The following is a 19,329-nucleotide window of genomic DNA, read 5'->3' as shown; positions in this document are numbered from 1 at the left end:
CTGGCCTTGGCCAGAACCATCGTGATCGCAGCCGTCAGCGTCGTCTTGCCGTGGTCCACGTGACCGATCGTGCCGATGTTGCAATGCGGCTTGTTACGTTCGAACTTTTCCTTGGCCATTCTCTTCTCTCCGTCCCCTGAACAGGGGGCTTATTCCTAGGTTTTCAGGGGGTATCCGACGGACCGAAGCCCGTCGGCATTGTTGGGTTTAGGCGCTGTACTTCTTGATTACTTCGTCGGCGACGTGTTGCGGCACCGGCTCGTAGTGGTCGTACTGCATGGTGAACTGGGCGCGGCCCTGGGACATGCCGCGCAGCGTGTTCACATAGCCGAACATGTTGGCCAGGGGCACGAAGGCGTTCACGACAGTGGCGTTGCCGCGCATGTCCTGACCCTGGATCATGCCGCGACGGGCGTTGAGGTCGCCGATGACCGAACCGAGGTAGTCCTCGGGGGTCACGACCTCGACCGCCATGATCGGCTCGAGCAGCTTCGGAGCGCCCTTTTCCTTCAGTTCGCGGAAGGCGGCGCGGGCCGCGATTTCGAACGCCAGCACGCTGGAGTCGACGTCGTGGTATTTGCCGTCCGTCAGGCTCGCCTTGAAGTCGATCAGCGGGAAGCCGGCCAGCAGACCCGAATCCTTGATGGAGTTCAGGCCCTTCTCGACGCCCGGGATGAATTCCTTGGGGATGGCGCCGCCGACGATCGTGTTCTCGAACACGAAGCCCGAGCCGGGCTCGCCGGGTTCGAACGTGATCATGACGCGGGCGAACTGGCCCGTACCGCCGGTCTGCTTCTTGTGGGTGTAGTCGATGTCGACCTTGCGGCCGAGCGATTCACGATAGGCGACCTGCGGCGCGCCGATGGTGGCCTCGACCTTGTAGGTGCGCTTCAGGATGTCGATCTTGATGTCCAGGTGAAGCTCGCCCATGCCCTTCAGGATGGTCTGGCCCGACTCATGGTCGGTCGAGACGGTGAAGGACGGGTCTTCCGAAGCCAGCTTGGCCAGGGCGACGCCCAGCTTCTCCTGGTCGGCCTTGGTCTTGGGCTCCACCGAGATCTCGATGACCGGCGCCGGGAATTCCATCTTCTCAAGGATGACGGGCGACTTCAGCGGATCGCACAGGGTGTCGCCGGTGCGGGTGTCCTTGAGGCCAGCCAGGGCGACGATGTCGCCGGCGTAGGCTTCCTTGACGTCTTCACGGTTGTTCGAGTGCATCTGCAGCATCCGGCCGACGCGCTCTTTCTTGTCGCGGCTGGAGTTCAGCAGGTTCTGGCCGGTTTCCATCTTGCCCGAATACAGGCGGCAGAAGGTCAGCGAGCCGACGAACGGATCGTCCATGATCTTGAACGCGAGGATCGACAGGGGCTCGTCGTCCGAGGCGCGACGCACGACGGGTTCTTCGGTCTTGAAGTCGATGCCCGGGGTCGGCGGGATGTCCGTGGGCGAAGGCAGGTAGTCGACGACGGCGTCGAGCAGCGTCTGCACGCCCTTGTTCTTGAATGCCGAGCCGCACAGGATCGGATAGAAGGCGCCGGTCAGCACGGCCTTGCGGATGCACTTCTTCAGCACTTCCAGCGAGGGCTCGTTGCCATCGAGGTAGGCCTGCATGGCGTCGTCGTCGAGTTCGACGGCGTTGTCGATCAGGTACTGACGCGCCTCGACGGCCTTGGCCATCAGGTCGTCCGGGATCGGGCCGATGGTGAAGTTGGCGCCCAGGGCATCGTTGTCCCAGACCACCGAGTTCATCGACACGATGTCGACCAGACCCGTCAGGGTGTTCTCCGAACCGATCGGGAACTGGATCGGCACGGCCTTGGCGCCCAGGCGGTCGCGGATCGACTGGACCGAGGCGTCGAAGTCGGCGCCGATCTTGTCCATCTTGTTGACGAAGACGATCCGCGGAACCTTGTACTTGTCGGCCTGACGCCAGACGGTTTCGGTCTGCGGCTCGACGCCGGCGTTGCCGTCCAGCACCGCGACCGCGCCGTCCAGCACGCGCAGCGAACGCTCGACTTCAATGGTGAAGTCCACGTGGCCGGGGGTGTCGATGATGTTCAGGCGCTTGCCCTGCCAGAAGGCCGTGGTCGCAGCCGAGGTGATCGTGATCCCCCGCTCCTGCTCCTGGTCCATCCAGTCCATGGTCGCGGCGCCGTCGTGGACTTCGCCGATCTTATGGTTCTTGCCGGTGTAATACAGGATCCGCTCGGTCGTCGTCGTCTTGCCCGCATCGATGTGGGCCATGATTCCGAAGTTGCGGTAGTCCTCGAGCGCGTGTGTGCGGGCCATGAAAGCGTGCCTTGAAAGTATGTTCAGGACGCGGTCCGCGTCCTCGGGAGATCGTCGATGTAGCGGATAAGCGAGCGCGGGCGATTTAGCTCAAACCGCCCGCGCCGGATAGGCCTAGATAGTGTCGCTGTTTGACGCTTTGAAGGCGCCTACCAGCGGTAGTGGCTGAAGGCGCGGTTGGCTTCAGCCATCTTGTGGGTGTCTTCGCGCTTCTTGACCGCAGTGCCGCGGTTGTTCGACGCATCCAGCAGCTCGGCGGCCAGCTTTTCGGTCATGGTGTTCTCACCACGCTTGCGCGCGGCGTTGACCAGCCAGCGGATAGCCAGGGCGCGGCGACGCTCGGGGCGAACCTCGACCGGAACCTGATAGGTGGCGCCGCCGACGCGACGCGAGCGGACTTCGACCGACGGCTGGACGTTTTCCAGGGCGGTGTGGAAGGTCTGGACCGGCTCGAAGTCCTTCTTCTTGTCGGCCAGGATTTCGAAGGCGCCGTAGACGATGTTCTCGGCGACGGCCTTTTTGCCCTCGTACATGACGTAGTTCATGAACTTGGTGACGGTCAGATCCTTGTATTTGGGATCCGGCAGGACTTCGCGTTTCTGGGCGCGGTGACGACGTGACATGGGCTGGGCCTTCTAAATCGGTGTCTGGAAGAAGCCGGATGAGACCGGCTGAATCAGGAAATTGCGGGTCGCTTACTTCGGACGCTTGGTGCCGTAGTGCGAACGACGCTGCTTGCGGTCTTTGACGCCTTGCGTGTCGAGCACGCCGCGCAGGATGTGGTAGCGCACGCCGGGAAGGTCCTTCACGCGGCCGCCGCGGATCAGGACCACCGAGTGCTCCTGAAGATTGTGGCCCTCGCCGGGGATGTAGCACACGGCTTCGTAGCCGCTCTTGGCCAGACGGACCTTGGCGACCTTACGCAGAGCCGAGTTCGGCTTCTTGGGGGTCGTGGTATAGACGCGGGTGCAAACGCCGCGACGCTGGGGCGAACCCTCCAGGGCCGGCACCTTGTTGCGCACGGGCTTGGGCTTGCGGGGCTTGCGGATCAGCTGGTTGATCGTAGGCATCGGTAGACAGTCTCGACTTCTGATGGAGGCGTGTGCCTGTCGGCCGGGGCGCCTCGGTTTCCTTCTTTTGAACGGCCCTTCAGGACCGCCCGGGGTCGTTCGAGACCGGATGCGGCACGACCAAACGAAAAAACCGGAACGCGCGCTTCGGGCGTTCCGGCGGGCACAGCCCGTCCGTTCAATTGTGACGATCAGGATGGGTCACCGAAATGGCCCGCCTCGAAAGTCCGGCGCGTTTACGCGTGAGGGGCCTTCAGGTCAAGACCGATGGTCCGCCCTACTCCGCCACGGGCCTGGTCAGATCGAACTCCACCCGAAAGTGCCGGTTGGCCCGACGCAGCTCATAGGCGAACATCCGGTCCGGGTGGACCTCCATCGCCCAAACGTTGGTCGTGGAGACTGCGGCGGCATTGGCGTTGAACAGGGCGATGGAGAAGGCGTCGACGGGAAACTCCTGGCGCTCGGCCGTCCCGAGGCTCGCCGTGTCGCCGCCGTACATGTGCAGCACATCCACCGTGCCGTCCTCGTGGCGGTGATCATGCTTCAGGCGGACGCCCCCTGTCGTCCGCGTGACAATCCACACCCGCGACCGGTCCTCGCCGACGCTGAACGGGATTCGCACCTCTTCCGGCGAACAGTCGCGGACATGCATCAGCAGGCGCTGGCTGGCGAAGCTTGCGTCCGCCGCGTCGGTCGTGACCACCCGCCCCTCGAAGCGTTGGCCGCACAGGGCGTTCAGCCGGCTCATGAAGACGTCCTGCGGCCCGGACGGCGCGGACGTGGTGGCGCAGGCGGACAGGAGGACTGCGACGGCGGCGATCAGGGCGGTTTTCATGCGGAGAGGGTCGCGCGCTTTGACATCGTGCTCAAGGCGCCAAGTCGCCCGTTGACTTCGTGGCGTCCCTGAGTATGTTCCGCGCCTCTTATTTTCACGGCTCTCACCGCCGTCGCAAAGGTAATTTCCGATGGCAAAGCCCGCCTCAATCAAGATCCGGCTGAACTCCACGGCCGACACCGGCTTCTTCTACGTCACCAAGAAGAATGCCCGCACGATGACCGAGAAGATGGTCGTCAAGAAATATGACCCGGTCGTGCGAAAGCACGTCGAGTTCAAGGAAGGCAAGATCAAGTAGGCCTTGATCCCACGCTGTTTCTGAAGCGCCCGGTCGGAAACGACCGGGCGTTTTCGTTTGTCCTTCTCCCCTCGGGGGAGAAGGACCTCTATTAAGCCGCCCGGGCGATGACCCGGTCGCGTCCCGTGGCCTTGGCCTCGTAGACGCCTTCGTCGGCGCGTTTCAGCAGGGCCTCAGGCGTATCGCCCGCCCCCAGGGTCGCCGCCACTCCGATCGATATGGTCACCGTCAGGTGCTCCTGACCGCCCATGACCCGGAACGGGGTCGAGCCGACGTCGCGGCGGATGCGTTCGGCAATGCGCTGGGCGTCCTCGAGCCTGGTGCCCGGCATGATGACGACGAACTCCTCCCCCCCCTGTCGGCAGGGCAGGTCAACGGCGCGAACGTTGGTGGCCAGCCGCACGGCGAACTCGCGCAGCACCTCGTCGCCCGCGTCGTGGCCGAAGCCGTCGTTGACCTTCTTGAAGTGATCGATGTCCACGACCAGCACCGAGACCGGCTCGCCGCCCTGGGCCGCCCGAGTGACAAAGGCTTGAAGCTGGCCCGCCATATAGCGGCGGTTGTGCAGCCCCGTCAGGGCGTCGGTGACGGCCATTTCCAGGCTGTAATCCAGCTTCTCCTTGAGGAAGTCGGTGTAGCGCTTCCTGCGGATTTGCGTCCGCGCCCGCGCCGCCAGCTCCTCGGGGTCCACGGGCTTCATCAGGATGTCGTTGACGCCCAGCTCCAGCGCCTTGACCAGCCGCGGCCGGTCCGACGGATCGACCACGGCCAGGATGGGCAGGTGCCGCGTCGGCTCGACCGACCGAACCTGGGCGATCAGGCGCAGGCCGTCGAACTCGGCGGCCGCCACATTGATGATCATCAGGTCGATCGCACCCCTGGACGCCAGCAGCCCCCCGGCCGCATCGCTCTCGACCGTCGGCCGGTGCTCGCGCGTCAGCTCCTCGGCGATCCGCTGCGCCTGGCGCGCATTGTCGTCGACGATCAGGACCCGGCCGCCCGAGCCGCGCAGTCGCCCGGCTCCGTCCGTCGTGACTCCCAGCCGCCGTCCGCTCTCCTCGCGCTCGCGCAGCTCGTCCATGACCAGTTTCAGCCGGGTCAGCGACCGCACGCGGGCGAACAGCACCACGTCGTCCAGCGGCTTGGTGACGAAGTCGTCGGCCCCCGCCTCCAGCCCCTTGATCCGGTCCTCGCGTCCGTCCAGCGCCGTCACCAGCACGACGGGAATATGGTTGGTGAGCGGATCGGCCTTAAGACGCCGGCAGGTCTCGAACCCGTCCATGCCGGGCATCATGACGTCCAGCAGGATGATGTCCGGCTGTTCCGCCGCCGCGAGGGTCAGCGCCTTTGCCCCGTCCTGACACGTCAGGACGTCATAGTATTCCAGCGTCAGCTTGGCCTCGAGGAGACGGACGTTGGCCTCGACATCGTCGACCACAAGAATACGCGCGGTCATTGAACGGCTATCCCACTGCTACCGGCTGGCTGAGGTGCTTCTTCACGGTTTCCAGGAAATGCATCACCGAGATCGGCTTGGAGATATAGGCCTCGCAGCCGCCCTGCCGAATCCGTTCCTCGTCGCCCTTCATGGCGAAGGCGGTCACGGCGATGATCGGGATATGGGCCAGTTCCTCGTCGTCCTTGAGCCATTTGGTCACCTCCAGCCCCGAGATCTCCGGCAGCTGGATGTCCATCAGGATCAGGTCGGGCATATGCTGGCGCGCCATGGCCATCGCCTGCATCCCCTCGCGGGTCTGCAGGATCTCATAGCCCTGCGAGTCGAGCAGATCATGAAACAGCTTCATGTTCAGCTCGTTATCCTCGACGATGAGGACTTTCTTGGACATCTTCACCCGGTCTGGCCGCCTCGACTGGCGCGGACGTCGCGCTGACAGGCATGCCGCTTCTTCGATTGGGATTGTGGCGGCCCAGTCTTAAGTTGGGGTGAAGTCGGGAATTCAAGCTTCACCATGAAAGCCATCTGTCGCGACTGCCTGTGGGCCGGGGAGGATTCGGTCGTCCGCTGCCCGTCCTGCGGCTCGCCGCGCGTGGTCTGCGACCCCGAGCTGGACCGGCTGTCGATTGCCCACCTCGACTGCGACGCCTTCTACGCCTCGGTGGAAAAGCGCGACCGCCCCGAACTGCGCGACAGGCCCGTCATCGTCGGCGGCGGGGTGCGCGGCGTGGTCTCGACCTGCTGCTACATCGCCCGCCAGTCCGGCGTCCATTCGGCCATGCCGATGTTCAAGGCGCTCAAGGCCTGTCCCGACGCCGTGGTCCTCAAGCCGGATTTCTCGAAATACGTCCCCGAATCGGAGCGCATCTTCCGCTTCGTCGGCGAGCTGACGCCCCTGGTCCAGACCCTGTCCCTCGACGAGGCCTGGATCGACCTGTCCGGCACCGAACGCCTCAACGGCGGCCCGCCCGCGCTCCAGCTGATCCGCCTCCAGAAACGGATCGAGGACGAGACCGGCCTCGGCGTCTCCATCGGCCTGGCCCCCAACCGCTTCCTCGCCAAGATCGCCTCCGAACTGGACAAGCCGCGCGGATTCTCCGTCATCGGCACGGCCAATGCCCAGACGCTCCTGGCCCCGAAATCCGTCCGCATCCTGCCCGGCGTCGGTCCCGTCTTCGGCAAGACCCTGGTCTCGGACGGTTTCGCCACCGTCGGCGACCTCGCCGCCGCCGACGTCCGCGATCTGGTCAAACGCTACGGCGAAACGGGCCTTCGGCTCCACGACCTCGCTCACGCTCGCGACGCCCGCTCCGTGAACCCCGAGCACGACCGGCGCGGCATGAGCGCGGAGAATACCTTCAACATCGACCTGACCGCGCTCGAGGCGCTGGAGGCCGAACTCTGGCCCCTGTGCGAGAAGGTCGCCTCCAAGGCCCGCCGCGACGGCGTCTCCAGCCGCGTCGTGGTGCTAAAGCTGCGCCGCACCGACTTCAGGATCGTCACCCGGCGCAAGACCCTGCTCGACCCGGTCCAGACCGCCCGCGCCCTGTTCGCCGTCGGCCGAGAGCTGCTTGCCCCCGAGCTCGGCCGACCCTATCGCCTGATCGGCATCGGCCTGGCCGACGTCCAGGACGCGGAGGACAGGCCCGAAGGCCTGTTCGCCTCATCCGAGCGCCGCACCCTCACGACCGAGACCACCATCGACGCCCTGCGCCAGAGATTCGGCGCCTCCGCCGTGGTGGCCGGGAGGGCGTTGAAGCCGAAAACAAAATGATTCCGCTCATCCCCGCGAAAGCGGGGACCCAGTGCTTTGGGCGAACGGCCTACGGAGCGAGCGCAGACAGGGATCCCGCGCACCGTGGCTTTGCTAAAACCTGCATCCCCGCCTTCGCGGGGATGCACGGAAATGTGGAGCGGAAGGGAGGGATTAACTCGCGCGATCTAGGATGAAGAAATGTCCGCCTTTCTCGACAAGATGCGCCGCCGCGGTGGCCGCTACCTCGGCGTCCGCCCCGCGCCGGTCCGCCCGCAGCGCGGTGTCTTCAGCCTGTCATTCGACGACATCCCGGTGACCGCCTGGACCGAGGCCGGCCCCATCCTCAAGGAGCATGGCGTCACCGCCACCTACTATGTCGCCGGCGGCCTGTCGGGCGGACAGAACCTGGGCCTGCCCCAGTTCACCACCGACCACCTCCAGGCCCTGTTCGGCGCCGGCCACGAGGTCGGCTGCCACTCCTTCGGCCACACCAGCGCCCTCGCGGTCTCGCCCGAGGCCTACGCCGCCGATCTGGACAGGAACGCCGCCTGGGTGGCCGAAAGGCTGGCGGGCCATGTCATGACGACCTTCGCCTGGCCCTACGGAGACGTCTCGGTCGGCGCCAAGGCCATGGTCGCGGACCGCTTCGCCCTCGCCCGCGGCGTCCGCGACGGCGTCAACGCCGGCAGCGCCGACCGCGCCAACCTCCAGGCCATCGGCCTCGAAAGCCGCCGCCTGCCCGGCTACGACCTCGATGCCCTCATGGCCGCGACCGCCGCCCGCAAGGGCTGGCTCATCGCCTACGGCCACGACGTCATGGACGGCCCGACGCCTTACGGCTGCACCCCGGACGACCTCGATCGCGTGATCCGGCTGGCGAAAGCGGCGGGGCTGGAGATCATGCCGGTGGGCGAGGCGTGGCAAAAGATGGCGGCCTGATTTCAGTCCCCTCTCCCGCAGGGGAGAGGGAGGGTGGGGGCCATACCCATCAACGGATCGCCCAAATCCGCTCTTAAAATCAACGCTCGGCTCTACCGGGAGCCTTTATCGCAAGCGCCCCTCGAAACCGTGCGACACTGCGGCTGGTCTTTGACATCGCCGCTCCAACACCCTCCCGGATGTAGACTCTGTCGACTCGGTCGACTCCCCTTTTGGAGTCGCACGACCCGAACGCTTCGAACGCTCCGTACGCTTCGGACGGTGTATTGCCGTTCGCACGCCTGGCCTCACCCCGCCCATTCGTCACACCAACACGAACCAGCCTGCACTGTCAGACCCGCGACAATTCAACACCTTAGCGCGACCATCCCGCGCCTTGACCTTCCCGCCCCTCGCCTATAGGTTCCGCGCCGAATTCAGACCCCTGTCGGGGCCCGCAAATCCATGCGTGGCCGGGCGGGGTTCGAAACAAACAAAGCCCATGTCCCTGCCCCCGGAATCGCGCGAAGAGGCGATCAAACGCCTCACCGACAGCGCTTCGTCTCTGGAGGCGCGCACTGCCCGCGAGGTTTCTCACGAGGCGGCGGGTCAGGCGGCGGCCGGTCAGGCGTGGCGGATCATCGCCGACCTGTTCGGCGGCGTGTTCGTGGGTCTGGCGCTCGGCGCCATCGTGGACTGGTATTTCCATACCAATCCTTGGGGTTTGATCGGCGGCGTCCTTCTGGGCTTCGCCGTTTCGGTTTGGATGGCCTGGTCGACGGCGCAACGCCTGATGGCCCAGGCGAAAGCAAGCGGAGTGGAGCCGAAGTCGGTTCCCTTCGACGATGACGAAGAAGACTAAAAGGCGCCCATGGCTGATCCGCTTCACCAGTTCCAGATCGTTCCCCTTGTCGACTTCGGCACGGTGACCCTGCCTGTCATCGGCGAGCAGCAGCTCGCCTTCACCAACTCGCACCTGGCCATGACCGTCGCCTTCGGCGTGGTCGTCCTGTTCCTTCAGGTCGTGACCGCCGGCGCCAAGGTCGTCCCGGGCCGCTGGCAGTCCGCCGGTGAGACCATGTTCGGCATGATCGACGGCATCGTCGATTCCATCATCGGCCATGATGGGCGCAAGCTGTTCCCGTTCGTCTTCACGGTCTTCACCTTCATCCTGGCCATGAACTTCATCGGCCTGTTCCTGACCTTCACGGCCACCTCGCAGATCGCCGTCACCGCCACCTTCGGCGTGCTGACCATCCTGCTGGTGCTGGCCATCGGTTTCGCCAAGCACGGCCTCGGCTTCTTCAAGCTGTTCGTCCCGTCGGGCGTGCCGTGGCCGGTCCTGCCCTTCGTTATCGTCATTGAGTTCGTCTCCTTCCTGCTGCGCCCGGTCACCCTGACCCTTCGTCTGTTCGGCAACATGATGGGCGGCCACGTGGCCCTGAAGGTCTTCGCCGGCTTCGTCGTGGTGGGCGTCGGCGGGTCCGTCGGCCTCGGCCTCGGCATCCCGATCGCCCTGCTGTCGATGGGCATGACCGTCGGACTGACCGCGCTGGAGTTCCTGGTGGCCTTCCTCCAGGCCTTCGTCTTCGCCGTTCTGACCTGCATCTACCTCAACGATGTGGTCAACCTGGGCCACGGGCACTAAAGCCTCCACCCAGTTTTCGTCCCTAACCAACCAACCTCAGACTAGGACTAAAGATTATGGAAGCAGAAGCCGCCAAGCTCATCGGCGCCGGCCTCGCAATGACCGGCATGATCGGCGCCGGCATCGGCGTCGGCAACATCTTCGGCTCGTTCCTGACGGGCGCCCTGCGCAACCCGTCGGCCGCCGGCTCGCAAATCGGCAACCTGTTCGTGGGCGCCGCCCTGGCCGAAGCCCTGGGCATCCTGTCCTTCGTTCTGGGCATTCTGCTCTACTCGGCCTGATCGCCGAACCCGATCAGGCGCGGCGCCGGTGATCCGGCTGCCGCGCCTTTTCGCCTGATTTCAGAACAGACGGACCATGGCTGCACAAACTCCCGAACTCGTACTTCCCGCGTCCGACACAGCCCCTGTCGATGTCGCGACGACGCATGCCTCGACCGAAGCCGCACACGGCGAAGGCGGGGGCCTGCCCCAGTTCGAGTTCCAGCACTGGTTCGGACAGATCGTCTATCTGATCTTCCTGTTCGCCATCCTCTACTGGCTGATCGCCAAGGTCTTCACCCCGCGCATGCGCCGCGTGTTCGACGAGCGTGAGACCACCATCTCCACCGCCGTCGCCACCGCCCGCCAGGTTCAGGCGGAGGCCGCCGGCCAGGCCGAGGCCGCCAAGGCCGAGGTCGAGAAAGCCCGCGCTGACTCGCGCGCCGCCTCCGTCGCCGCCAAGGCTCGGGTCACCGACGAGGCCAACCGTCGCGCCGCCGAGGAAGAAGTCGTCGTCAACGCCCGCATCGCCGAGGCCGAGATCGCCATCGGCAAGACCCGCGACGCCGCCATGGCCAATGTCGCCACCATCGCCGCCGACACAGCCTCGGCCATCGTCGAGCGCCTGACCGGCAAGGCCCCCTCGGCCGCCGAGGCCACCGCCGCCGTCAAGGGAGCCGTCTGATGAACATGTTCATGGAAGAGGGCTTCTGGGGTCTCCAGAGCGCCGAGATGTGGGTCCTTGTCGGCCTGCTGATTTTCATCGGCATCTGCATCTACGTCGGCGTGCCGAAACTGGTCGCCGGCCAGCTGGACGCCAAGGGCGCCAAGATCCAGTCCGAACTGGATGAGGCCCAGCGCCTGCGCGCCGAGGCCGAGGCTCTTCTCGCCACCATCCGCGCCGAGAAGACTGCCGCCGAGGCCCAGGCTCGCGACATGCTGGCCGCCGCCGAGGCCGACGCCCGCATCATGGAAGCCGAGGCCAAGGTCCGCCTCGAAGAGACCCTGGCCCGTCGCCAGGCCCTTGCCGAGCGCCGCATCGCCTCCGCCGAGATCCAGGCCACGGCAGAGGTCAAGGCCGCCGCCGCCGAGGTCGCCGCCCAGGCCGCCGAGACCATCCTCACCGCCCGTATCGCCGGCGCGAAGACCGACCCCCTGCTCGACGCCGCCATCGCCCAGATCGGCACGCGCCTGAACTAAGGGGCTAACGCCTGAAGTCATGCGAATGGGCGGCGCACCGGTCCGGTGCGCCGCCCTTCCCTTTTCCAGACCGCTCAGTGCGCCGGTGCGACGCCGTCCATCAGCTTGGCGGCGCGCTTCTCCCGCGCCACCAGCCGAGCGTAGACATTGCCCAGCACGATGCCGAACACGGCATGGCTGACCAGCATCCAGGCCACCATTCCGAATCCGCCCGAGCCGCGGAGAATCCGCGAATCGCCGAACAGGAACACTGCCACCATCAGCACCGCCCAGGCGCCGACGGCAAAGATGATCCCCTTGGTCTCAGGCGTCTGACCCGGCATCCGCGGACACAGGATCCCGAACAGGCCCCCCAAGATCACCGTGCCGGCGATAAAGTGAGCGATCCACCCCACGGCCAGGTTCCCGGGCATCCCGATCAGACTGGCGACAAAGAGTGGAAACGGCTCCACCCAAGGTCCAGCAAACACATTCACGGCTTCGAGTATTGAGACCGCGACCGTGGCGAACAGGCCGGCGATCATTCCCTTTTGTACGCGTGACATCATAACGACAGCGCCTCCCAACGCTTATTGTCTGTTCCGATAACGCGGGGAGGACTCTACGCCTCTCGAGGCGAGACACTAAACAGCCATATTTCACAAAGCCGTGCTTCGCAGTTGCGAAGGAACGGGAAAGCGTTGCCCTTCCTGCAACCCTTGCTAGAGTTCACATAGCAAGGGGAGGTGCCTGTGTTTCGTTCGAGCGTGTTTTGGGGGCGCCTGTCCCGACTCCCCTATTTACTCTCCGTGCTTGGCCTGTCGCTGATCCTGCTGTTGGCCCAGCCTTTGCTGCTCGAACTGCCGAACTTCATCGAGAGCGGACGGATTCTGGATTCACTCTGGCGCGGCGACTATGAGGTCTACGGCGCGGCGACTGACGCTGCGATCCAGCAGACGGACTATCAGACGGCCCGCTACGCTGCCCTCGCGGCTCTGACGATGGCTCTCTTCGCGGCTTTCCTGATCCTCAGCGCCCGTCGCCTCCGCGATCTCGGACGCCCCGGTCTCTACGCCTGGATCGCCCTGGTCCCGTTCGTCGGCGCCGAGGCCCTGTTCGCTGTGCTGATCAGGAAGAGGAACATGGCGTCCGTCCGGCCGCTCGAGCCTGACATGAACGCCCTGTCTGGATTTTTCAGCTTCGAAGGCCGCGCCCGTTGCAGCGCCTCCGCCTGGGTCGCCGCCCAGGCGGCCGAGACGCTCTTGGCCGCCCGCATCGCCGGCGCGCAGACTGCTCCCTGCTCGACGCCGCCATCGCCCACATCGGCCAGCACCTGAACTAGGCGGCGAACCGGACGCCCAGTATCTGCCCGGTAACGTCCCACAACCGCGCCGCTGCGGCTGTATCCAGGGCCTGGGGTTCGGCCTTCACCGGCCCGGGCGGACCCTTCAGCTCGTTCATCCGGGTCGCCCCCATATAGGCTCCGCCCTTCACGGTCGGCTCCGTCGCCGACATCAGGATCGGCAGGGCACCGGCCTGCTGCGAATGACTGATCAACGGCTCGATGAACGGCCGATACAGCAGGCCCATCACGGTTCGCGACACCGGCCGCCCGGTCAGCGGCCCGTTGCCGATCAGACCTGTCCGGGCATAGCCGGGATGGGCCACCACACTGGTCAATCCCCACCCATGGGCGGCGCTGCGGCGGTCCAGCTCAAGCCCGAACATCAGCATCGCCAGTTTCGACTGCGCATAGACCGGCCAGGCCTTATACTGGCGCGCATGGTTCAGATCGTCGAACTGGATACGGCCCCGGCGGTGGGCAATGCTGGACAGCTGGACCACCCGCGCCTGTCCCGCCTTCAGCTGCGGCAGCAACCGCGCGGTCAGGGCGAAATGGCCCGGGTAGTTGGTCGCCAGCTGCATCTCGAACCCGTCCACGGTCACTTCGCGCTCCGGCAGGGCCATGACACCGGCGTTGTTGACCAGGATATCGATCGGCCATCCCTGCCCCAGCACGCGATCCGAAAAGGCGGTCACCGACGCCTGGCTGGCCAGGTCCAGTGCTTCAAATCGTACGGCTGCGGCGGGCACGCTGCGGCGAATGCGTCGGATCGCCGCCTCGCCCTTCGTTGGATTGCGCGCCGCGATGACGACCTCGGCGCCTTTGCGGGCGAGTGCGAGAGCAGTCTCGAATCCTGTGCCGCCGGTCGAGCCGGTGACGATCGCCAGTTTTCCGGTCTGGTCGGGAATGTCGTCTGTCGTGAAAAAGGCCATGACGATCAAGTCGGCATGGCCTCCATCATTCACAAGGCGTCGAAGCTACTCGGCCGCGATGTTCGTGCCTTCCGGCGCGGTCCAGCGCAGCTTGGGCGAACGCGCCGCGCGGGTCTCGTCGAGGCGACGCAGGGGCGCATGGAAGGGGGCACCCTTAAAGCGGTCCACCTCGCCGGCCTTCGCCGCCTGGGCCAGCAGACGCAGGGCGTTGATGAACCGGTCGAGCTCAGCCTTGGATTCCGTCTCGGTCGGCTCGATCAGCATGGCCCCGTGGACGACCAGCGGGAAATACATGGTCATCGGGTGGAAGCCCTCGTCGATCATCGCCTTGGCGAAGTCGAGCGTGGTGATGTCCGTGCCCTTCAGCCATTCGTCGTCGAACAGGGCCTCGTGCATGCACGGACCCTCGGTGAAGGCGGCGCTCATCACGTCCGACAGTCGGGCCTTGATGTAGTTGGCGTTCAGCACCGCATCCTCGGCGACCTGTCGCAGGCCGTCAGAGCCGTGGCTCATCATGTAGCTGAGGGCCCGGGTGTACATGCCCATCTGGCCCTGAAAGGCGCACATCCGGCCGAAGGCCTGGGCGGCCTCGTCCTCCTCGCGCTCGACCAGGCGATAGCCATCCGCGTCATGCACGACCCAGGGGGCCGGGGCGAACGGGGCCAGGGCGGCCGACAGCACGACCGGACCCGAGCCGGGACCGCCGCCGCCGTGGGGCGTTGAGAAGGTCTTGTGCAGGTTGATGTGCATGGCATCGACGCCCAGATCGCCCGGGCGGACCCGACCGACGATGGCGTTGAAGTTGGCCCCGTCGCAGTAGAAATAGGCGCCCGCTTCGTGCGTCAGGCGACTTATCTCGAGGATGTCGCGCTCGAACAGGCCGCAGGTGTTCGGATTGGTCACCATGATGGCGGCGACGTCGGGACCCAGTTTCGAGGCCAGGTCGGCCACATCGACCCGGCCGTCTTCGGTCTGGGCCACTTCGACCACGGTGTAGCCGACGAAGGCGGCGGTCGCCGGATTGGTCCCGTGGGCCGAGGTCGGCACCAGCACCTTGCGGCGCTGCTCGTGCTGGCCCGAGGCCTCATGCGCGGCGCGGATGGCCATCAGGCCGCACAGCTCGCCATGGGCGCCGGCCTTGGGCGACAGGGCCACGGCGGGCATGCCCGTCAGTGTCTTCAGCCAGTGCGCCAGGGTGTCCATCAACTCCAGCGCGCCCTGCACCGTCGAGGTCGGCTGCAACGGGTGGATGTCGGAGAAGCCCGGCAGGCGCGCCATCTTCTCGTTGAGGCGCGGATTGTGCTTCATCGTGCACGAGCCCAGCGGATAGATGGCCAGGTCGATGGCGTGGTTCTTCTGCGACAGGCGCACATAATGGCGCATCGTCTCCGGCTCGCTCAGACCTGGCAGGCCGATCGGATCGCGGCGGACCAGATCGCCCAGATCAGACCCGTCCGTCTTCGGTTCGGGCAGGTCGACGCCGGTCTTGCCCCAGCCGTCGCTCTCGAAGATCAGGTGCTCGGCCTGCAACAGGCCTCGCCCGCCGGTCAGGGTCGGATACTTGTAGTCGTGATCATTCGCGGTCGGGGCGGTCGGACGGCCGACAGTGTTCATCGTGCTCATGATCAGGCTCCCAGGATCTTGGTCAGGGACTTGGCGAGGATCTGGATGTCGGCATCCAGGGTCGTCTCGGTCGCGGCGACCAGCAGGACGTCGTCCATGCCGGCGTCGGGCGCCAGTCGGCTGTAAGGCACGCCGGCCAGCACATGATGCGCCGCCAGTTGATCCACCACCTCGGCGGCATTCTTCGGCAGCTTCACAGCGAACTCGTTGAAGAACCGACCCGTCAGGATCTCGACCCCCGGAATGGCCGCCAGCGCATCCCGCGTCGCCAGGGCCTTCTCGTGGTTCAGCAGGGCCAGCTTGCGCAGGCCCGTCTCGCCCAGCAGGCTCATGTGGATGGTGAAGGCCAGGCTGCACAGACCGGAGTTGGTGCAGATGTTCGACGTCGCCTTGTCGCGACGGATGTGCTGCTCGCGCGTCGACAGGGTCAACACGAAGCCCCGCTCGCCGTCCGCATCCACCGTCTCGCCGCACAGGCGGCCCGGCATCTGGCGGATCAGCTTCTCGCGCGTCGCGAACAGGCCGACATAGGGTCCGCCGTAGTTCAGTGCGTTGCCGATCGACTGGCCCTCGGCGGCCACGATGTCGGCCCCCATCTCGCCCGGCGACTTCAACAGGCCCATCGACACGGCCTCGGTGACCACCACGATAAGCAGGGCGCCGGCGGCGTGGGCGGCCTCTGCGATCTTCGTCACGTCGGTCGCCGTGCCGAACACGTTCGGGGTCTGGACGACGACACAGGCCGTGTCCGGTCCGATCCGGGCGATGACGTCGGCTTCCGCGTCCACAGCGGCGGCCAGGACCTCGGTCTCGACGCCCACGGCGTGAACGACCGTCTCGGTCGCCTTGACGTAGTGCGGATGCACCCCGCCCGAGATGACCGCCTTGTTCCGGCGCGTCACCCGCGTGGCCATCAGCACACCCTCGGCCATGGCGGTCGAGCCGTCGTAGAGGGAGGCGTTGGCCACATCCATGCCCGTCAGGTTCGCGACCTGGGTCTGGAACTCATAGAGATACTGCAGCGTCCCCTGGGCGATCTCCGGCTGGTACGGCGTGTAGCTGGTCAGGAACTCCGAGCGCTGGATCACGTGATCCACCGTCGCCGGCACGTGGTGACGATAGGCCCCGGCGCCACAGAAGAAGGGCACGTCGCCCGCCGCCGTGTTCTTGCCCGCCAGCGTCTTCAACGCCCGCTCGACCTCCAGCTCGCCCATGACGCGCGGCAGGTCGACGAACCCGTCCCGCCGCGCCGCCTCGGGCACGTCCACGAACAGATCGTCGATCGATTTCACGCCGATGGCGGCGAGCATCGCCGTGCGGTCGTCGGGGGTCAGGGGCAGGTAGCGCATCTATTTTGTTCCGCTCATCCCCGCGAAAGCGGGGAGCCAGTGCTTTGGGCGAAGACCGTCGCCGGGGAGGACGAACCGCTCATCCCAGCCACCCTGCCTCGCGACAGGACTGGGTCCCCGCTTTCGCGGGGATGAGCGGGCAGATTAAAGCGAGGCCAGAAACGCGTCGTAAGCGGCGCGGTCCATCAGGCCGTCGATCTGGCCGGCGTCCGACACCTTGATCTTCGCGAACCAGCCCTCGCCTTCGGGGTCGGCATTGACGGTCTCGGGGGCGGTGGCCAGGACGACATTGCCCTCGATCACCTCACCCGACACCGGCGCATAGACGTCCGAGGCCGCCTTGACGCTCTCCACGACGGCAAAGCTGTCGCCCTTGCCGACGGTCTTGCCGGCTTCCGGCGTCTCGACGAACACCACGTCGCCCAGTTGGTCGGCGGCGTGTTTCGAGATGCCGACAGTGGCGACGTCGCCCTCGAGGCGAACCCACTCGTGATCCTTGGTGAAGTGCATGGCGTGTTCCTTTTTCTCGTCATCCTCCGGCTCGACCGGGGGATCAGGCCTTGGGTTTGCGGTAATAGCGTTGGGCGACGAACGGCATGTCGATGACCTCGGCGGCGGCGGCCTTGCCGCGCACAATGACCTTCAGCGCGGTCCCCAGGGCGGCGTGCGACGGCGGCACATAGCCCATGGCGATGTTGCGACCCAGGGTCGGCGACGGCCCACCCGAGGTCACCGTGCCGATGACCTTGCCGTCCAGATCCGTGATCTCCGCGCCCTCGCGCGCCGGGGCGCCCTCCTTAACGCTCAGGCCCACGCGAACCCGCGACGAACCCTCGGCCAGCTCCTTCAGGATGCGTTCGGCGCCGTTGAAGTCGGCGGCCTCCTTGCGGGACTTCGACAGGGCGAAGGTCAGCGCCCCCTCGACCGGCGAGGTTGTCGGATCGATGTCATGCCCATGCAGCGGCAGCCCGGCCTCCAGACGCAGGCTGTCGCGCGCTCCCAGGCCGATCGGCTTGACCCGGGCGTCCTCCAGAATGGTGTTCCAGACCCGCTCGGCGTCGGCTGCCGGGACAGAAATCTCGTAGCCGTCCTCACCGGTATAGCCCGAGCGCGAGACGTAGCAGTCGACCCCGAACAGCATCAGGCGGGCGCAATCCATGAAGCCGAACTCGGCCAGCACCGGCTCATGCTTCACCATGACCTCGGCCGCCTCCGGCCCCTGGATGGCGATCAGGGCGCGGTCGTCGAGCACGGTCAGCGTCGCGTCGCCCGACAGATACTCGGCCCAGAAGGCGAAGTCCTCGTCCTTGTTGCCGGCGTTGACGACGACGAACAGGCCGTCGTGATCGGGCTTGCCCGCCATCAGGTCGTCGATGATCCCGCCGTCCTGGTTCAGCACCAGGCTGTATTTCTGGCGGCCTGTCTTCAGCACCTGATAGTCGCCGGGGACGAAGCGCTGGAACTGGGCGATGGCGTCGACGCCGGTGATCTTGCACTGGCCCATGTGCGATACGTCGAACAGGCCGGCGTGCTCGCGCGTCCAGCGGTGCTCGGCCAGGACGCCCTCGTACTGCACCGGCATGTCGTAGCCGCCGAACCCGACCATGCGGGCGCCGGCGGCACGGTGCGCGGCGTTCAGAACGGTGGTCTTCAGCGTATCGTCGGTCATGCGGGTCCAGACTTTCAGGGTCGCGTCTCGAGGCGGAAAGCTCCGCCGTCCTCGCGCCCCCGCTGTCTTTGAAGCCTGAGAGATTCCGGCGCCTGCCATCCCTGCTGGAATGCGAGGCGTCTTGCTCCGTCGGCGCACCCGCGAAGGGTGACTTTCCAGCGTCCGAATGTCCTCGCGGTCCGTTTGCCTGAGCGTTTCCGGGGCGGTTGCGCCTTCGGCTTCGGGTCGGTTTTCACGCCGCCCGATCTCTCCCGCGAGAGCGAGGTGACCAAGGCCCCGACTCCGGCGCGAAGTCAAGCTTGGGCTTGTGAACCGGCCGTTGTAATCCCGGCCGTAGCGAAGCGAAGAGCCGGGACGGGACGCTCCCATTAATCTTGCCCCGGAGAGCGCAGCTCATCCGGGGCCAGGCCGATCCACTATCCCTCGGCCCGGTTCAGCCAAGCGGCCGACCGCGCCACAAATTAATATACGAACCCGTCCCGGATCAGCGCTTCGCGCTGTCCGGGATGACAAGATGCCCACCTTGGAACGAGGATTTCGATGTCGAACATAAAATCTTACGCGCATCCCGAAACACCACCACGGCTGATCCAGAAGCCCGTGCGACCCCGTTTGTTAGCCCTGGTATCCCGCTGACGTACACTGCACGCCAGGTTCGCGGAGAGAGCGAGCAAACGGATTGTTCGTCCGTTTCGTCTGTTT

The 19,329-nt window shown here is 65.9% G+C and carries 22 protein-coding genes and 2 riboswitches; of the genes, 9 read left to right on the top strand and 13 right to left on the bottom strand.

What is annotated here, in order from left to right; translation table 11 throughout:
• The 5 genes from ACP7AU_RS09440 to ACP7AU_RS09420 form a co-directional block, all read right to left on the bottom strand.
• A partial coding sequence (locus tag ACP7AU_RS09440) for a GTP-binding protein (protein ID WP_426038994.1) occupies positions 1 to 119 on the bottom strand: 119 nt, incomplete at its 3' end.
• 88 nt (positions 120 to 207) lie between these two features.
• The gene (fusA, locus tag ACP7AU_RS09435; RefSeq protein ID WP_426038985.1) at positions 208 to 2,289 is read right to left on the bottom strand and encodes an elongation factor G; all 2,082 of its coding nucleotides are present in this window, start codon (positions 2,287 to 2,289) and stop codon (positions 208 to 210) included.
• A 149-nt stretch (positions 2,290 to 2,438) separates the two neighbouring features.
• A complete protein-coding gene (gene rpsG / locus ACP7AU_RS09430; protein WP_426038984.1) occupies positions 2,439 to 2,912 on the bottom strand; it encodes a 30S ribosomal protein S7 in 474 nt (157 codons plus the stop codon).
• 72 nt (positions 2,913 to 2,984) lie between these two features.
• On the bottom strand, positions 2,985 to 3,359 hold the full coding sequence (gene rpsL / locus ACP7AU_RS09425; protein ID WP_013269204.1) for a 30S ribosomal protein S12: 375 nt from the start codon (positions 3,357 to 3,359) through the stop codon (positions 2,985 to 2,987).
• Positions 3,360 to 3,636: 277 nt separating this feature from the next.
• Positions 3,637 to 4,194, bottom strand: a complete 558-nt coding sequence (locus tag ACP7AU_RS09420) for a hypothetical protein (RefSeq protein ID WP_426038983.1) — start codon at positions 4,192 to 4,194, stop codon at positions 3,637 to 3,639.
• A gap of 130 nt (positions 4,195 to 4,324) precedes the next feature.
• Between ACP7AU_RS09420 and rpmG the strand changes: the two genes are divergently transcribed.
• On the top strand, positions 4,325 to 4,492 hold the full coding sequence (gene rpmG / locus ACP7AU_RS09415; protein WP_003164451.1) for a 50S ribosomal protein L33: 168 nt from the start codon (positions 4,325 to 4,327) through the stop codon (positions 4,490 to 4,492).
• Positions 4,493 to 4,583: 91 nt separating this feature from the next.
• Here the strand turns inward: rpmG and ACP7AU_RS09410 are convergent, their stop codons facing one another.
• Positions 4,584 to 5,948 carry a PleD family two-component system response regulator gene (locus ACP7AU_RS09410; RefSeq protein ID WP_426038982.1) on the bottom strand — a complete coding sequence of 455 codons (1,365 nt, stop codon included), beginning with the start codon at positions 5,946 to 5,948 and terminating at the stop codon, positions 4,584 to 4,586.
• A gap of 7 nt (positions 5,949 to 5,955) precedes the next feature.
• Positions 5,956 to 6,339: a response regulator gene (locus ACP7AU_RS09405; RefSeq protein WP_303696273.1), complete on the bottom strand. Its 384-nt coding sequence runs from the start codon at positions 6,337 to 6,339 to the stop codon at positions 5,956 to 5,958.
• Positions 6,340 to 6,462: 123 nt separating this feature from the next.
• Here ACP7AU_RS09405 and ACP7AU_RS09400 point away from each other — a divergent pair, with 123 nt between their 5' ends.
• From ACP7AU_RS09400 to ACP7AU_RS09370, 7 genes are all read left to right on the top strand, one after another.
• Positions 6,463 to 7,722 carry a DNA polymerase IV gene (locus ACP7AU_RS09400; protein ID WP_426051246.1) on the top strand — a complete coding sequence of 420 codons (1,260 nt, stop codon included), beginning with the start codon at positions 6,463 to 6,465 and terminating at the stop codon, positions 7,720 to 7,722.
• Positions 7,723 to 7,902: 180 nt separating this feature from the next.
• On the top strand, positions 7,903 to 8,643 hold the full coding sequence (locus ACP7AU_RS09395; RefSeq protein WP_426038980.1) for a polysaccharide deacetylase family protein: 741 nt from the start codon (positions 7,903 to 7,905) through the stop codon (positions 8,641 to 8,643).
• Positions 8,644 to 9,124: 481 nt separating this feature from the next.
• Positions 9,125 to 9,484, top strand: a complete 360-nt coding sequence (locus tag ACP7AU_RS09390) for an AtpZ/AtpI family protein (protein WP_303696276.1) — start codon at positions 9,125 to 9,127, stop codon at positions 9,482 to 9,484.
• Between the two features lie 9 nt (positions 9,485 to 9,493).
• Positions 9,494 to 10,270 carry a F0F1 ATP synthase subunit A gene (locus ACP7AU_RS09385; protein ID WP_303696277.1) on the top strand — a complete coding sequence of 259 codons (777 nt, stop codon included), beginning with the start codon at positions 9,494 to 9,496 and terminating at the stop codon, positions 10,268 to 10,270.
• Positions 10,271 to 10,326: 56 nt separating this feature from the next.
• Positions 10,327 to 10,551: a F0F1 ATP synthase subunit C gene (locus tag ACP7AU_RS09380; RefSeq protein ID WP_168045007.1), complete on the top strand. Its 225-nt coding sequence runs from the start codon at positions 10,327 to 10,329 to the stop codon at positions 10,549 to 10,551.
• A 76-nt stretch (positions 10,552 to 10,627) separates the two neighbouring features.
• Positions 10,628 to 11,215: a hypothetical protein gene (locus ACP7AU_RS09375; RefSeq protein ID WP_426051245.1), complete on the top strand. Its 588-nt coding sequence runs from the start codon at positions 10,628 to 10,630 to the stop codon at positions 11,213 to 11,215.
• Positions 11,215 to 11,730, top strand: a complete 516-nt coding sequence (locus ACP7AU_RS09370) for a F0F1 ATP synthase subunit B (RefSeq protein ID WP_426038979.1) — start codon at positions 11,215 to 11,217, stop codon at positions 11,728 to 11,730. The genes ACP7AU_RS09375 and ACP7AU_RS09370 overlap by 1 nt, the downstream gene beginning before the upstream one ends.
• Positions 11,731 to 11,804: 74 nt before the next feature.
• Here ACP7AU_RS09370 and ACP7AU_RS09365 read toward each other — a convergent pair whose 3' ends face one another.
• On the bottom strand, positions 11,805 to 12,275 hold the full coding sequence (locus tag ACP7AU_RS09365) for a DUF6789 family protein (protein WP_426038993.1): 471 nt from the start codon (positions 12,273 to 12,275) through the stop codon (positions 11,805 to 11,807).
• Between the two features lie 180 nt (positions 12,276 to 12,455).
• Here ACP7AU_RS09365 and ACP7AU_RS09360 point away from each other — a divergent pair, with 180 nt between their 5' ends.
• Complete coding sequence (locus ACP7AU_RS09360; protein ID WP_426051244.1) at positions 12,456 to 13,046, top strand: DUF805 domain-containing protein; 591 nt, start codon at positions 12,456 to 12,458, stop codon at positions 13,044 to 13,046.
• Position 13,047: 1 nt separating this feature from the next.
• Here the strand turns inward: ACP7AU_RS09360 and ACP7AU_RS09355 are convergent, their stop codons facing one another.
• The 5 genes from ACP7AU_RS09355 to gcvT form a co-directional block, all read right to left on the bottom strand.
• Positions 13,048 to 13,986, bottom strand: a complete 939-nt coding sequence (locus tag ACP7AU_RS09355; protein WP_426051243.1) for an SDR family oxidoreductase — start codon at positions 13,984 to 13,986, stop codon at positions 13,048 to 13,050.
• A gap of 45 nt (positions 13,987 to 14,031) precedes the next feature.
• The gene (gene gcvPB / locus ACP7AU_RS09350) at positions 14,032 to 15,609 is read right to left on the bottom strand and encodes an aminomethyl-transferring glycine dehydrogenase subunit GcvPB (RefSeq protein ID WP_426051242.1); all 1,578 of its coding nucleotides are present in this window, start codon (positions 15,607 to 15,609) and stop codon (positions 14,032 to 14,034) included.
• A gap of 2 nt (positions 15,610 to 15,611) precedes the next feature.
• Complete coding sequence (gcvPA, locus tag ACP7AU_RS09345; RefSeq protein WP_426038975.1) at positions 15,612 to 16,958, bottom strand: aminomethyl-transferring glycine dehydrogenase subunit GcvPA; 1,347 nt, start codon at positions 16,956 to 16,958, stop codon at positions 15,612 to 15,614.
• Positions 16,959 to 17,102: 144 nt separating this feature from the next.
• Positions 17,103 to 17,468 carry a glycine cleavage system protein GcvH gene (gene gcvH, locus ACP7AU_RS09340; RefSeq protein WP_426038974.1) on the bottom strand — a complete coding sequence of 122 codons (366 nt, stop codon included), beginning with the start codon at positions 17,466 to 17,468 and terminating at the stop codon, positions 17,103 to 17,105.
• Positions 17,469 to 17,511: 43 nt separating this feature from the next.
• A complete protein-coding gene (gene gcvT, locus ACP7AU_RS09335) occupies positions 17,512 to 18,627 on the bottom strand; it encodes a glycine cleavage system aminomethyltransferase GcvT (RefSeq protein ID WP_426051241.1) in 1,116 nt (371 codons plus the stop codon).
• A gap of 60 nt (positions 18,628 to 18,687) precedes the next feature.
• Positions 18,688 to 18,788: riboswitch (glycine riboswitch) on the bottom strand.
• Between the two features lie 4 nt (positions 18,789 to 18,792).
• Positions 18,793 to 18,891: riboswitch (glycine riboswitch) on the bottom strand.
• Positions 18,892 to 19,329: the final 438 nt, after the last annotated feature.

The organism is Brevundimonas sp. SL161 (assembly GCF_049896985.1).
Taxonomy (GTDB): Bacteria; Pseudomonadota; Alphaproteobacteria; order Caulobacterales; family Caulobacteraceae; genus Brevundimonas.
This window is presented reverse-complemented; position numbering and strand designations above follow the sequence as displayed.

Coding starts and splice junctions, on each gene's coding strand:
- fusA (WP_426038985.1), bottom strand. CDS start 2,289: ATGGCCCGCACACACGCGCTCGAGGACTACCGCAACTTCGGAATCATG.
- rpsG (WP_426038984.1), bottom strand. CDS start 2,912: ATGTCACGTCGTCACCGCGCCCAGAAACGCGAAGTCCTGCCGGATCCC.
- rpsL (WP_013269204.1), bottom strand. CDS start 3,359: ATGCCTACGATCAACCAGCTGATCCGCAAGCCCCGCAAGCCCAAGCCC.
- ACP7AU_RS09420 (WP_426038983.1), bottom strand. CDS start 4,194: ATGAAAACCGCCCTGATCGCCGCCGTCGCAGTCCTCCTGTCCGCCTGC.
- rpmG (WP_003164451.1), top strand. CDS start 4,325: ATGGCAAAGCCCGCCTCAATCAAGATCCGGCTGAACTCCACGGCCGAC.
- ACP7AU_RS09410 (WP_426038982.1), bottom strand. CDS start 5,948: ATGACCGCGCGTATTCTTGTGGTCGACGATGTCGAGGCCAACGTCCGT.
- ACP7AU_RS09405 (WP_303696273.1), bottom strand. CDS start 6,339: ATGTCCAAGAAAGTCCTCATCGTCGAGGATAACGAGCTGAACATGAAG.
- ACP7AU_RS09400 (WP_426051246.1), top strand. CDS start 6,463: ATGAAAGCCATCTGTCGCGACTGCCTGTGGGCCGGGGAGGATTCGGTC.
- ACP7AU_RS09395 (WP_426038980.1), top strand. CDS start 7,903: ATGTCCGCCTTTCTCGACAAGATGCGCCGCCGCGGTGGCCGCTACCTC.
- ACP7AU_RS09390 (WP_303696276.1), top strand. CDS start 9,125: ATGTCCCTGCCCCCGGAATCGCGCGAAGAGGCGATCAAACGCCTCACC.
- ACP7AU_RS09385 (WP_303696277.1), top strand. CDS start 9,494: ATGGCTGATCCGCTTCACCAGTTCCAGATCGTTCCCCTTGTCGACTTC.
- ACP7AU_RS09380 (WP_168045007.1), top strand. CDS start 10,327: ATGGAAGCAGAAGCCGCCAAGCTCATCGGCGCCGGCCTCGCAATGACC.
- ACP7AU_RS09375 (WP_426051245.1), top strand. CDS start 10,628: ATGGCTGCACAAACTCCCGAACTCGTACTTCCCGCGTCCGACACAGCC.
- ACP7AU_RS09370 (WP_426038979.1), top strand. CDS start 11,215: ATGAACATGTTCATGGAAGAGGGCTTCTGGGGTCTCCAGAGCGCCGAG.
- ACP7AU_RS09365 (WP_426038993.1), bottom strand. CDS start 12,275: ATGTCACGCGTACAAAAGGGAATGATCGCCGGCCTGTTCGCCACGGTC.
- ACP7AU_RS09355 (WP_426051243.1), bottom strand. CDS start 13,986: ATGGCCTTTTTCACGACAGACGACATTCCCGACCAGACCGGAAAACTG.
- gcvPB (WP_426051242.1), bottom strand. CDS start 15,609: ATGAGCACGATGAACACTGTCGGCCGTCCGACCGCCCCGACCGCGAAT.
- gcvPA (WP_426038975.1), bottom strand. CDS start 16,958: ATGCGCTACCTGCCCCTGACCCCCGACGACCGCACGGCGATGCTCGCC.
- gcvH (WP_426038974.1), bottom strand. CDS start 17,468: ATGCACTTCACCAAGGATCACGAGTGGGTTCGCCTCGAGGGCGACGTC.
- gcvT (WP_426051241.1), bottom strand. CDS start 18,627: ATGACCGACGATACGCTGAAGACCACCGTTCTGAACGCCGCGCACCGT.